This is a genomic window from Microbacterium xanthum (assembly GCF_034531355.1).
GTDB classification, from domain to species: domain Bacteria; phylum Actinomycetota; class Actinomycetes; order Actinomycetales; family Microbacteriaceae; genus Microbacterium; species Microbacterium xanthum.
Window position 1 is genome coordinate 20,930 of record NZ_JAWHUE010000005.1, and the last position, 12,363, is coordinate 33,292.

A 12,363-nucleotide genomic window follows, 5' to 3' on the forward strand; every position below is an offset into this window, starting at 1 on the left:
TCGAGTTCGCCCGATGGGTACGACAAAGGCCCGGTTCCCTACCGGTTCTTTTCGGAAATGCCTCGATCTACAGGTCGCCAAACTCGTAAAGATCAGGCACTCAGCTTCGGCCCCCGTCTCACAAGAGGCGGGGGCTCGCTCGTTCTATGCGGCCGGAATAGGCAGCTCCTCGTTCTTCTGGAAACGGGTCCGGTCGACGAAGGCGGGAACGCCATCGTGGTCTAGCGGGAGGGCCAGGAGGATCGCTTCGAGCGCGGCTGCCTGGGAAATTCCCAGTGCGTCGGCGGTGTCGATCACGATCTGCTTGGCGGGCTCCACGACGGGAGCGAATATCACTGGGTTGCCAACGGCGCTACCGCGGCGTCGACGTGCTCGCTCTGCCATGCGGATAACGCTAGGGCTAGTGATGCACAGGGGCCGGGAAGGCTGCGGCGTGTCGCGCCGTGCTGTAACCGACACCGTTACGCGCGAGTGACGGTGCAATAGACGTCGCCCAGAAGAATCGTTGCGCCGTCGGGGATCACGGTCCGCTCTCCGGGCGTGAGCCACTGCGGCGGGGTCGACTGTAGTTCGATGCCGTTGGCGGAATGAAGGTCGGTCACGACGATGCGTCCGGTCTCGTCGACGTCGATCGTCGCGTGAGTGCGCGAGAGCATCCGGTCGGGCGTGACGACCGTGAGCGCTTCGCGTCCGTCGACGGATTCGGGGTTGCGGCCGATGACGACGTGCGGACCGGCATCGATGCTGCGCTGGGTGTTGAACGCCAGGTGGAGCACGGGCGCTGCGGGTGTCGCTGCACGGCGGCTGATGCGCGTCTGCTCGACCTCGTTGAGCCCAACGGGACTTGGCCTGGTGACCGACGCGGCTGGGGCGGGTGCGATCCTGTTCGGTTCGTCCGGGGGAGCGACCTCAACGCGCAGCGGTTCATCGACGCTGCACTGGACGCATGCTGTGGATGTTACGGGCTGTAGCCGGCGGCAGACCCGGCAGCGTCCCTCGTCGATGCTGAGGCCGTCGGGGGCGGGAATGGTGCCGTCGGCGCCGATGAGCTGCACGTAGCCCTCCGGGCGAACTGCGAGGGCGTGTGTGCGGCCCTCCTCGGTCACGTCGAGGCGGATCGGGCGGCGTAGCTGGGTACCGATCTCCACGGCGCGCGCGATCATGCCGGTGCGAAGCGCCGCGACGGATTCTGCCTCGCATGCGCGGCTGACGCCGTTGATCGTCAGCGCGCCGGTGCCGTCGTGTGTGACGGTAGCGGTGAGGCGTGGCCACTCAGGGACGCGATACATCCCGGTGAGTGGCTGTGTGGCGTTCATAGCCCGCGGGCGCTGGCTGCGAGCCAGGCACACTGCTCTACAGGGTGCGACGTGCCGTTGATCGCACCCTCGTCCGATCTGTTCGTGAACGTGCGCGCTTCGATCTTGGGGAACGTATATACGTCGATGCTGCTCATGGTCGTCTCCTGATCTACTGTCCGAGCTGAATGCCGACCTCAGCCATGAATGGCGCGGGGTTGACGTTCTGCCCGTTGACGCGAACCTCATAGTGCAGGTGGCACCCGTCGGATACCCCGCTGCTGCCGACGCGGGCTATCTGGTCGCCGGCTTTCACCTTGTCCCCGGTCTGCACGAGCATCCCGGAGTCATACATGTGCAGGTAGCGCGTGGTCACCCCGCCGCCATGGTCAATGGAGATAACGCCGTTGCCGGCGTCATCGAAGCCGCGGAAAGTCACAACGCCGTCTTGTGGCGCCCAGATTGGGCCGTCGCATCCGCCGCCGGCAAGGTCGGTGCCGGCGTGGAGTCGCGGCGTTCCGTAGATCGGGTGAATGCGCATGCCGTAGGGGCTGGTGACGGGGCCGGCGCCGGGGGAGGCCCAGCCCTGAGCGTTCACCGTGCCGGGAACCAGACCCGCGCACACGCCCCCGCTGGCGCTGCCGTCGCCCGCGTCGAGGCCGGTACGCGCACCGCTCAGGCCCTCCACGATCTGCACCGCGTCGGCCCAGTACTTCGTGTAGTGGTACGGGTCAGCGTTCACCTGAGTCCGGTGCGCGACGATCGTCGGTTCCAGTGACTCGCGATCAGGAACTTTCGCAATCATCGCGTTGTAGAACTTCGTCGATGAGACGTAGGGGTCTAGCCGCTCTTCGCGGGTGCCCCACCCGTTCTGCTGCTGGAACAACCCGATCGACGTCGTGCGTGTGCCATCAGGGTTGGTGACTCCGCCGGTTTCCCAGTCGCCGTAGTCGATGTTCCGCAGGCTGGATTCACCCATTGCCGTCATCACGCCGATGGTTTGATCGCGTGCACCCAGGCCAAGGTCTTTGCCCGCCTGGATCACGTATGCGGCGTTGAGGAGCTGCTCTTGGCCATACCCGGCAATCTCCGTCTCCGGGACGGATGCGGGGTCGATTGTGACGCTCGACGCCGCGATGCTGACGCCCGGCCCGCAGTCGTCGTCACCTATGAGAAGGAGCCCGAACAGGGAGCCGGCAATGAGGAGCGGCACCGCCGCGATTGCGTAGACGGCACCGCCCTTGGGTCCCGCCACTAATTCACCCCTTCGGGGAGGATGAAGCGTCCGGCGAGCCACGGTGCGTCGGCGTCAGCGCGGCTGAGCACGACGCCGTAGGTGCCAGCGTTGGTGGGGACGTCGACGAACGCGACATAGGCGCTCGTGTCGTCGGTGATGACAGCGGGACCGGTCACGGTCGTCGCGATGATGCGCGACGGATCCATGTAGGCGTAATCGGCGGTGGCCTTCTGGTCAAGAAGGGGTTGCAGCTGCGCCCACCACTCGTCGAATCCCAGATTCGGGCGAGCGTAAGCGCGCATGGCCGCTTCAGCAGCGGCGATCGCGCTCTGGCGCGACTCGTCGTCCCAGACGGGCACCGGCCGCGGGCCGTGCGTCTCGCCGGAGTCCGCGTCGATGATTCCGCTCGGCGCACGAGCCATGTCAGATGTGTCGGGGAAGACCGGGCCTGACGTACTTCCGCTGGGTGTCGACTCGGGCGCGGGGGTGCTGGCGGTTCCCGTGCATCCTGCGAGCACAGCGGCAGCGGCGATCACGCTAGCGACTGTCCCGATCTTCTTCATGTCACTCGCCTTCCGGGGGCTCCGTCCGAAGCACGATTTCGGGGCCGGTTCCGCGAGGAACATTGGCACTTCGCCTCAGGGTTTCCTTCAGCTCTTCCCGAAGGATGAACCAGGTTGTTCCCACCCTGTATCCCGGTATTAAGCCGTCGCGCAGCCATCCGTATACGGTCTTGGGTGTCGTCCCGAGCCGATCCGCAACCACGGCTGCGCTCAGTGTCGGGGGGTCTTGTTCAAATAGGGAGTCAATGGCGTCGGGCACGGCCGCGTCCTCTCTGGTTCCGGCCAGAATAGCGACATTACGACTCGTTAGTAGATTAAAAGACCCTAATGTAGCGATACGGCCCAATCGTTGCCGATTCACCCACCCTCACGCAAGATGGACAAATCGCATTCGAGGGGGGAATCTTGAGCGACCCGTTCAACCCGTGGCTTTCGCGGCCGACGACGCCGCCGGCCACAGAGGCGGCGCCGATCGCGGACGTCCCCAAGACATTCGGGCCGGTGGCTCCACAACGGGGAATCCCCGCACCGGATCGCGTCGACCAGCTTCCGATCTATGACCGCAGCACCACGGCTGCCCTGTGGTGGGTGGGTGCGCACGGTGGCGCCGGAGAGTCCACACTTGCGGCGCTCTTGCCCGGCTCGCAGGCGGCGGGCCATTCGTGGCCACGCACCGCTTCCGCGTCACCGGCACCGACGGTTCTCGTGGCCCGATCAGATACGCGCGGGTTGCGTGCAGCGCAGGCCGCGATGCGCCAGTGGGCGGCGGGCCTCGTCCCGTCTGTCGAGGTACTGGGCCTGGTGGTCATGGCTGACGCTCCTGGGCGGCTGCCCCGTTCGCTACGCGAACTTATGCAGGTCGTTAGCGGCGGTGTCCCGCGCACCTGGTCGGTGCCGTGGGTTGATGCATGGCGTGTGGGAGAGCCGCCGGCTCTCTCATCTTCTCCGCGCGAAGCTCAGCGTCTCGTCGATGAGCTGACCGCAATCCTTGGTGCCGCCGGCACCCTGAACTGAAAGGCAACAGCATGCCCGTTCTCGACGTGTTCCACGCGGCGGTCGACAGCGCCGTGAACATCGCCGGCGTCATCCCTGACCCGGACCCCGTACAGCCTCCGGGCACCGAAGGCGTCACGACGATCCTGGCGTGGCTGAAGTGGGTCGGTTACGTCGTGGTCGGCGGCGCGATCATCGTCGGCGGCATCCTCATCTCTGTCAGCTTCCGCCGGGGTGAGGGTCACGACGCTCTGCCGAAGATCCTGTGGCCGATGGCCGGAGCGATCGTGATCGGTGGTGGTGCCGCTCTGGTCGGCATCCTCGCCGGGGCCTGAGGAAGGAGCCGTGATGGCTGAGGACGACGACACGCAGCAGCGCCCGTTTACTCGCCCCGGCTTCATTGTCGGGGCTGTGGTTGTGGCTGCGATCATCGTGGCCGCGATCGTTCTGACGGTTCTGAACCTGAACCGAGACGATGATGCCGCGCCGCCGGCTCCCGACCCGTCGTCCAGTGCCACCAACAGCGCCGCCCCCTCCCCGGAGCCTTCCGGGATCGCGGGCGGCGCGAGCATCTGTGGCCTGGAAGGTGTCGAGCTGTCCGGGACGGTGACAACGGCTCCTGCCGCCGAATGGGCGTTCGTTCGTACGGTGGCGTACCCGACCTCTCCTGAGTTCGGACCAGCCGGCACCGGGTCGGAGGGCTACCCGATGTGTTTCCAGCACTCACCGCAGGGGGCTCTCTTTGCGGCTGCGACCGCCCTTGCGGTCCCGGCCGACAGCGCGCTCGTGCAGCCGTGGATCGACTACGCATTAAGCGAGGGGGCCTATCGGGAAGCGCTCCTCTCTGAGGTGGGCGGAAACACCGACTCGTCAGGCGTTCGCCTGCAACTAGTCGGCTTCCGCATGCTTTCCTACGACGGCGACACGGCGCGCGTCGACCTCGCTGTGCGCGGCTCCTCGGAGGGAACGACCATCACAGCATCTACGGTCTACGAGCTGATTTGGGAGGACGGGGACTGGAAGATCAACGCCAACGTGGCCAACCCGTTCGACTTCGCCACGATCCCCGACACGTCGGGATACATCGCCTGGGGGGCATGACTTGGCTTGCGGTATCACCGATCCACTCGCCTGTGTAGGCGATGCCGTCGATAGCGCGGTGGGCGACGCCATCGAGAACATGGCGAACGCGGTCCTTGAAGGCGTCGGGAAGGCGGTCGCATCCCTCGGCACGCTGTGGGTTAACGTCGGTACGCCCAACCTCACGGGAAACGGAGGCGGCTCGTCGATCGCCGCGGGCACCACGGCTCCGAACTCGGACGGCATCGTTCAGGTGCTCGGATGGGTGACGTGGATTGCGATCGTGGTCGCAGCTATCTCGATCATCCTTCTTGGGGCGCTTATCGCAACGCGGATGCGGAATGGTGAGGGGTTCCAGGCCGCGGGCCGACTGGGGATCGTGCTCGGCGCGATATTCCTTATCAGCGGTGCAACAGCGCTCGTCACGGGGCTTCTCCCGAGCGGGCCGCAGGGCGCGGGTGGCACGGTTCTGTTTCTGCAGTCGTCGCTGTGGTGGTACATGGGAGCGGCTGCGGTCGTGTCGGTCATCATCGGCGGGGTTCGGATGGCGTGGGAACAACGGGCGGAGCCGGGCAAGGAGACGGTCAAGAGTCTGCTGACTCTGATCGTTGTCGCGGGTGCCGGTGTGACGATTGTCGGCTTGCTGGTATCGGCGTTCGACTCGTTCTCCGTCTGGATTCTCGACGGGGCGCTGAACTGCGACGTGGGGACCGACTCGGCGTGCTTCGGGACCAACATCGCGACCCTGCTCGCCCTGACAACAAACCCCGCGACGGGTGGGCTCGGCGCTCTGCTCATCATCATCTTGGGGCTGATCGCGATCCTCGCGACCGCCTTCCAAATCGTGTTGATGATCGCTCGTGGCGGCATGCTCGTCATTCTGACGGGCATCCTGCCTCTGTCGGCGGCGGCCACCAACACCGAAATGGGTAAGAGCTGGTTCAAGAAGAATGTCGCGTGGCTGGTCGCGTTCATCCTCTACAAGCCGGCGGCGGCGATCGTCTACGCCGCCGCCTTCCAGCTCGCGGGAACGAACGTTTTCCAGGATGACGGGTCGGGTTTCATTGCCGTGCTGACCGGGTTGATCCTCATGGTGCTGGCACTGTTCGCGCTGCCGGCCCTGATGCGGTTCGTCACCCCAATGGTGGGGGCTATGTCTGCGGGTGCCGGCGGGGCGCTGGGTGTTGCCGCTCTCGCCGCCCTTCCTACCGGTGCGGCTTCGATGGGTCGCTTGGCGACCGGTTCCGGCGGCGGCTCGTCGGCCGGTTCAGGTTCGACCGGCTCGGCGGGGTCGACGGGCTCCACGGTTGCGTCGGGGGCCAACGGTGGCGGGCAGTCCGCCCCGCGAGCTGCGCAGGCGTCGAGCGCAACTGGTGGCGGCGGTACGACGGGCGCTGCGGCATCCTCCGGTGCCGCCGGAGGCGGTACTGGCGCTGCCGCCACGTCTGCGGGCGGGGGCGCCGCTGCGGGTGGAGCTGCTGCCGGTGGTGGGGCTGCGGCGGGTGCTTCCGGTGGCGCTGCAGCCGGCCCGTGGGGCGCAGCCGCGGGAGCGGCTGTCGGCGCTGCCAAGCAGGCAGGGCAGGCGGCGACGGGGGCCGCTCGCAGCGTTGGTGAACAAGCGACAGGTGAGGGTGAAGGGAGCGGGAGCTGATGGCGACTGCTGAGACAAGCCGTAGGGCCGTGCGCACCTACGGGAACTGGCGTCAACCGACCTCGCCCGGTCTTCTCGGGCTCGGCACCGTCGGCACGGGCCTGATGTTCATTGCGTTGCTGATCGTGATCGTCGTGCTGATGACGACCGGGATCATTCAGGCATTCGTGACCGCTGCGGTGTTCGGTGGTCTGATCCTGCTGCTGACGATCCGTGACGCGGACGGTCGTAGCGTGCTCTCGCGCGCGGCGAACCGTGCGGCGTGGTCGTCGACGAAGCGGCGCAAGGCGAACGTGTACTGTTCCGGCCCTCTGGGGCGTTCGGAATGGGGTACGAACCAGCTTCCGGGCCTGGCGGCTCAGTCCCGGCTCTCGGAGCACGAGGACAGTTACGCTCGCCCGTTCGCGATGATCTACAACCCCCACGCGAAGACGTATTCGATCGTGATCGGGACTGAGCCTGACGGCGCGGCGCTGGTCGACCAGGAACAGGTCGACCTCTGGGTCGCCGACTGGGGTCACTGGCTCCGCAACCTGGGGGATGAGCCCGGAATGGAGGCAGCTCAGGTCACGGTCGAGACGGCCCCGGACTCGGGTCGCCGGCTGCGCCGCGAGGTGGAGACGAACACCGACCCGGATGCTCCGGACTTCGCTAAGGCGATGCTCGGGGAGGTGGTCATGAACTACCCCGCCGGCTCGTCGACAGTGAAGGCGTACGTCGCGCTCACGTTCGCGGCGGCACCCCGCAAGGGTGCGAAGCCGCGCAGCCCACAGGACATGGGGCGCGAGCTGGCCGCTCGCCTTCCTGGCCTCACCGCGACGCTGCAAGCGACCGGCGCGGGAGCGGCGCACCCGCTGTCCGCTCAAGAGCTGTGCGAGACGATCCTCGTCGCGTATGACCCGGCTGCGGCGACGCTGATCGACGACGCCCACGCCAACGGCGAGGTGCCCGATCTGCACTGGGCCGACGTCGGTCCCACGGCTGCTCAGGCCAACTGGGACAGCTACCGGCACGACTCGGCAACGTCGGTCACCTGGCAGATGACCCAGGCTCCTCGCGGTCTGGTCCAGTCCGGTGTGTTGGCACGTCTGCTTGCGCCACACCGGGACATTGCGCGCAAGCGCGTAACGCTGCTCTACAAGCCGATCGACCCCGGTCGCGCAGCGGCGCTCGTGCAGGCTGACGTGCGAGCTGCGGAGTTCAAGGCCACGTCGAGCCGCAAGCCAGCGGCGCGCGACTCGCTCGCGCTGCGCTCGGCGCAGGCCACGGAGTCGGAAGAGGCATCCGGCGCGGGCCTGGTGAACTTCGGCATCCTCGTGACGGCGACCGTCATCGACCCGAGCAAGGAGGCCGACGCTCGCGCTGCGGTCGACAACCTCGGGGCGACGGCTCGCCTTCGCCTTCGCCCGGTGTACGGATCACAGGACAGCGCGTTTGCCGCTGCGCTGCCCCTCGGGCTCGTGCTGACCAAGCACGTGTCGGTCCCCGCGGCGCTGAGGGAGCGTGTCTGATGAGCCCTGATCTGATCGCGCTGCTCGCCCTGGGCGGGCTGCTGGTGCTGGTCGTCGTGGGTGCGCTGATCTTCGTCCGTACCGGACAAACAAACACCCAATCGGGCGCTTCGGCGGCGGGTGGGTCGCTCACCGCTCGCGGGTGGAGCGGCCCCGGCGGCGGCATGTCGACCTACTTGCAACCCGTCCCGGAGTGGCGCGGCACGACGGTGCAGGCGTGCGGCCTGTGGCCGTACGCGATCGGCGCCGGTACGCCGATGGTGGGCGTCCCGCTGGGCCGTCACATTCACACGGGCGCGACGCTGTGCGCCGACCCCATTTCGTGGTTCCAGCGGGCGAAGCTCATCAGCAACCCGTCCCTGTTCGTCCTCGGTAAGCCAGGGCTCGGCAAGTCGACGGCAGTCGCGCGCATGGCGACCGGCCTCGCCGGCTACGGTGTGCAGCCACTCGTGCTGGGCGATCTGCGCCCGGACTACGTGGAAGTCATTCGCGCGCTTGGCGGTCAGGTCATCACCCTCGGACGCGGACGCGGATACCTCAACGTGCTTGACCCCGGCGAGGCGAAAGAGGCCGCTCAGCGCCTCATTGAAGCCGGCTTCCAGAAGGAGGCGAACGAGGTACTGGAAGACGCCCACGGTCGCCGCCTGGCGATGGTGTCGTCTCTGCTGACGATCCAGCGGAAGGCGCAGCCCTCCGACGTCGAGGAGTCGATCATCGACCAAGCCCTCCGCGTGCTCGATCGGAAGATGGAGGGCGTCCCGGTGCTGGGCGATCTGCTGCGCGTCGTGCAGGGAGGCCCGGAAGAGCTGCGCCAGGTGGCCGTTGACCGTGGCGACTTCAACAGATACCAGGAGATTACGCGCGGCCTCGAAGCGTCGTTGCTCGCCCTGGCAAACGGCTCGGGTCGTCTCGGTGGGGTGTTCTCTCACCACACGACGAACCCGATGGCGCTCGACCGCCCCGTGGTCTATGACATTTCCGCGATCGGTGAGGCGGAGGGCGACTTGCGAGCCGCGACGCTGCTGGCGTGCTGGTCGAACGGGTTCGCCACGGTAAACATCGCGAACGTCCTCGCGGACGCCGGCCTGGAACCGCGTCGGCACTACTTCGTCATCATGGACGAGCTGTGGCGTGCCCTGCGGGCCGGTAACGGCATCGTCGACCGCGTGGACTTCCTCACCCGACTCAACCGCCAGGTGGGTGTCGGCACGGCAATGATTTCGCACACGATGGCCGACCTGAGCGCGCTCCCGGAGGAGGACCGTTTGAAGGCGAAGGGCTTCGTGGAGCGTGCCGGCATGGTCATGTGCGGCGGTCTGCCATACACCGAAATGCCGGAGCTCACGACGGTCATCCCGTTCTCCGAAGCCGAGCAAGAGCTTCTGACCGGGTGGCAAGACCCGCCCGCGTGGGATGCCGCCACGGGCCGCGAGGTTGACCCTCCCGGCCGCGGCAAGTTCCTCGTGAAGGTCGGCACCCGACCGGGCATCCCGGTACAGGTGACGCTCACGGAGGCTGAGCGCTCCATCCGCGACACGAACCAGCGGTGGTACGAACGATCCCGCACCGCCCGCCGTGCCGTGCGCGCGGTGGAGGAGCTGGTGGAGGAGCACGAGGAACGCGAGAGGGAGCCGGTCTGATGAGCACCTCCAACAACCGTCGCCGCGATCCGGGCGGCTTCGGAGCCGAGACGCTGATGCTGCTCGTGCTCATCGTCGTGGTCGTTGGGGGGCTCATCCTCACCAACGTTGCGGTGCGCCTGGGTGCGCAGCTCGACGGCACCGCGGCCGAGCTGCCGTCCGACCCGTTCGCGCTCACCCTCGGACTCATCCTCGGGCGAGTGGCGTGGCCGGCATCCGCGACGTGGATCATCGCCGTCTTCGGCGCTGTCCTGCTCGCCCTGGCGGTCCTCGCGATCGTCGGCATTGTCCGATACCGGAAGGGTCGGACCCGCGTCGACCGCGCCAGCTCGTACATGGGCCGCGGCAAGGACGTCGCCGGCCTGAGCCGACAGAACGCGGTGGCGTCGGCCGAGCGTCTCGGCGTGACCGGCGTCGACGGCAAGCCGGTGCTCGGCGTACCGATCGGGAAGACCGTGGGCGGGATGCCACTGTGGGGCACCTGGGAGGACATGCACATTGACATTTGGGGGCCGCGTACGGGGAAGACCACCTCCCGCGCGGTGCCAGCGATCCTCGACGCCCCCGGCGGGGTGCTCGTCACATCGAACAAGCGCGACGTGGTGGATGCCACCCGCGACGTGCGCGCGGAGGCCGGCCCGGTGTGGGTGTTCGATCCTCAGGGGATCGCGCTCGAGAATCCGTCGTGGTGGTGGAACCCGCTCAGCTACGTCACCGACGAGGTGAAAGCAGCCAAACTGGCCGACCACTTCGCCTCCGGCTCCCGCGATCCCGGAGCCAAGACCGATGCCTACTTCGACCCCGCCGGGCAGGATCTCCTCGCGGGGCTCCTGCTCGCCGCGGCGCTCGACGGTCGACCGATCACCGACGTCTACACCTGGCTCACGCAGCCCTCGGAAGAGGCCCCTGCGCGCATCCTCCACGAGCACGGGTACACGCTCACCTCCGACCAGGTGCGCGGTGTCATCAACGCTCCCGAGAAGCAGCGCGGCGGTATCTACGGCACGGCGCAGCAAATGGCGTCGTGCCTCACCAACCGTCAGGTGGCGTCGTGGGTGAATTCGCTGTCGGCCTCCGACAGTCGGACTCAGTTCGACCCCGCGTCCTTCGTGCGCGACGGCGGCACACTCTATTCGCTGTCCAAGGAAGGCCGCGGAACCGCCGGCCCGCTCGTGACGGCGCTGACCGTGGCCGTCGTCGAGGCCGCGGAGGAGATTGCCGCGGCATCCCCCGGTGGCCGTCTCGCGATGCCCCTACTCGGGGTGCTCGACGAGGCGGCGAACGTGTGCCGGTGGCGTGAGCTGCCGAACCTCTACAGCCACTACGGCTCGCGCGGCATCGTTCTGATGACCATTCTGCAGTCGTGGTCACAGGGCATCGACGTGTGGGGCGAGTCGGGCATGCGCAAGCTCTGGTCCGCCTCCAACGTCAAGGTCTACGGCGGCGGTGTGGCCGAAGAAGCGTTCCTTGAATCGCTGTCCAAGCTGATCGGTGACTATGACCGTCAGGCGTCGTCGGTGTCGTCCGGTCGCGGTGGGCGCAGCGTCAACCAACAGCTCCACCGTGAGCGCATCCTGGACGTCGCGGACCTGTCGGCGATGCCGAAGGGTCGCGCCGTGGTGCTGTCGTCGGGCAACCGCCCGACGCTGATCCGTACGCAACCGTGGATGACCGGCCCGCACGCCGAGAAGGTGAAGGCCTCGATCGCCGCGCACGACCCGGCGGCGCAGCGGACGATCAGCGAAGCTCAGGAGTCCATGCGAGCTGTGGAACGTGCCGAGAACGAACGGGAGGCCGCCTGATGAGCTGGGGCAACGAGGATATCGAGGACGAGCCCGGTACCGAGGCCGAACCCTTAGACGTCGACAACACCGACACCAACGAGCTCGAGGAGCGAGAACCCGGACGAGTATTCGGAGTGAGCATCTCCGAACTGGCTCGATCCCTCGCCGGCCCCGCCGTCGAAAAGGCCGTACGCGGGGCCGTACAGAAAGCCGTCGACGCCGAGATCGCGCAGGCAGTCGTTGACGCTCTCGACCCCTCCGTGGTCGTCGAGCTGCACGCGCAAGCGGCCACCGCCGCACGCCATGAGGTGACCGCTGTGATCGCGCAGCTCGACGATGCCGCGGAGGAAGAGCCTGCGCTCTACTTCGGTTCCGTCGACGAGTTCGTGCGCGGCTTCCTGCTGCCCAACTATCGACGTCGCGTCGACGGCGGCAACAAAGCCGCATGGGCTCGGGACTGGTGGCGCTACCCCGAGGTGGTGTCACGCCTGGATGCGCTGTGGCGCGCGTGGGAGCACCTCCGCCTCGACCCCCAGACCGGGATGAGCGTCTGGTATCGCGACCACGCCGAACACCACATGTCGATTCTGCTCAGCCCGTCAGGGCCCT

14 protein-coding genes are annotated in these 12,363 nt (G+C 67.3%); 8 read left to right on the top strand and 6 right to left on the bottom strand.

Going from position 1 to position 12,363, the window contains the following annotated elements; translation table 11 throughout:
- Positions 1 to 144: 144 nt before the first annotated feature.
- From RZO50_RS14620 to RZO50_RS14645, 6 genes are all read right to left on the bottom strand, one after another.
- Positions 145 to 318 carry a hypothetical protein gene (locus RZO50_RS14620; protein ID WP_322600480.1) on the bottom strand — a complete coding sequence of 58 codons (174 nt, stop codon included), beginning with the start codon at positions 316 to 318 and terminating at the stop codon, positions 145 to 147.
- Between the two features lie 143 nt (positions 319 to 461).
- Complete coding sequence (locus tag RZO50_RS14625; protein ID WP_322600481.1) at positions 462 to 1,289, bottom strand: FHA domain-containing protein; 828 nt, start codon at positions 1,287 to 1,289, stop codon at positions 462 to 464.
- Positions 1,290 to 1,312: 23 nt separating this feature from the next.
- A complete protein-coding gene (locus RZO50_RS14630; protein ID WP_322600482.1) occupies positions 1,313 to 1,453 on the bottom strand; it encodes a hypothetical protein in 141 nt (46 codons plus the stop codon).
- 14 nt (positions 1,454 to 1,467) lie between these two features.
- The gene (locus RZO50_RS14635) at positions 1,468 to 2,550 is read right to left on the bottom strand and encodes a M23 family metallopeptidase (protein WP_322600483.1); all 1,083 of its coding nucleotides are present in this window, start codon (positions 2,548 to 2,550) and stop codon (positions 1,468 to 1,470) included.
- Positions 2,550 to 2,954 carry a hypothetical protein gene (locus RZO50_RS14640; RefSeq protein WP_322600484.1) on the bottom strand — a complete coding sequence of 135 codons (405 nt, stop codon included), beginning with the start codon at positions 2,952 to 2,954 and terminating at the stop codon, positions 2,550 to 2,552. Before RZO50_RS14640 ends, RZO50_RS14635 begins: the two co-directional genes overlap by 1 nt.
- Before the next feature lie 142 nt (positions 2,955 to 3,096).
- Complete coding sequence (locus tag RZO50_RS14645) at positions 3,097 to 3,456, bottom strand: helix-turn-helix domain-containing protein (protein ID WP_322600485.1); 360 nt, start codon at positions 3,454 to 3,456, stop codon at positions 3,097 to 3,099.
- 44 nt (positions 3,457 to 3,500) lie between these two features.
- On the opposite strand from RZO50_RS14645, the gene RZO50_RS14650 reads away from it, so the two are divergent.
- The 8 genes from RZO50_RS14650 to RZO50_RS14685 all read left to right on the top strand — a co-directional run.
- Positions 3,501 to 4,109, top strand: coding sequence for a DUF6668 family protein (locus tag RZO50_RS14650; RefSeq protein ID WP_322600486.1), 609 nt, complete (start codon positions 3,501 to 3,503; stop codon positions 4,107 to 4,109).
- An 11-nt stretch (positions 4,110 to 4,120) separates the two neighbouring features.
- On the top strand, positions 4,121 to 4,423 hold the full coding sequence (locus RZO50_RS14655; protein ID WP_322600487.1) for a hypothetical protein: 303 nt from the start codon (positions 4,121 to 4,123) through the stop codon (positions 4,421 to 4,423).
- A gap of 13 nt (positions 4,424 to 4,436) precedes the next feature.
- A complete protein-coding gene (locus RZO50_RS14660; RefSeq protein ID WP_322600488.1) occupies positions 4,437 to 5,189 on the top strand; it encodes a hypothetical protein in 753 nt (250 codons plus the stop codon).
- A 58-nt stretch (positions 5,190 to 5,247) separates the two neighbouring features.
- Positions 5,248 to 6,819, top strand: coding sequence for a hypothetical protein (locus RZO50_RS14665; RefSeq protein ID WP_322600489.1), 1,572 nt, complete (start codon positions 5,248 to 5,250; stop codon positions 6,817 to 6,819).
- Entirely contained in the window at positions 6,819 to 8,330 is a 1,512-nt protein-coding gene (locus tag RZO50_RS14670) for an SCO6880 family protein (protein ID WP_322600490.1), read from the top strand. The genes RZO50_RS14665 and RZO50_RS14670 overlap by 1 nt, the downstream gene beginning before the upstream one ends.
- Positions 8,330 to 9,970, top strand: a complete 1,641-nt coding sequence (locus RZO50_RS14675; protein WP_322600491.1) for an ATP/GTP-binding protein — start codon at positions 8,330 to 8,332, stop codon at positions 9,968 to 9,970. Before RZO50_RS14670 ends, RZO50_RS14675 begins: the two co-directional genes overlap by 1 nt.
- Entirely contained in the window at positions 9,970 to 11,772 is a 1,803-nt protein-coding gene (locus RZO50_RS14680; RefSeq protein ID WP_322600492.1) for a type IV secretory system conjugative DNA transfer family protein, read from the top strand. The genes RZO50_RS14675 and RZO50_RS14680 overlap by 1 nt, the downstream gene beginning before the upstream one ends.
- On the top strand, positions 11,772 to 12,363 hold a 592-nt coding region (locus RZO50_RS14685; RefSeq protein ID WP_322600493.1), incomplete at its 3' end, for a DUF4913 domain-containing protein. The genes RZO50_RS14680 and RZO50_RS14685, both read left to right, overlap by 1 nt.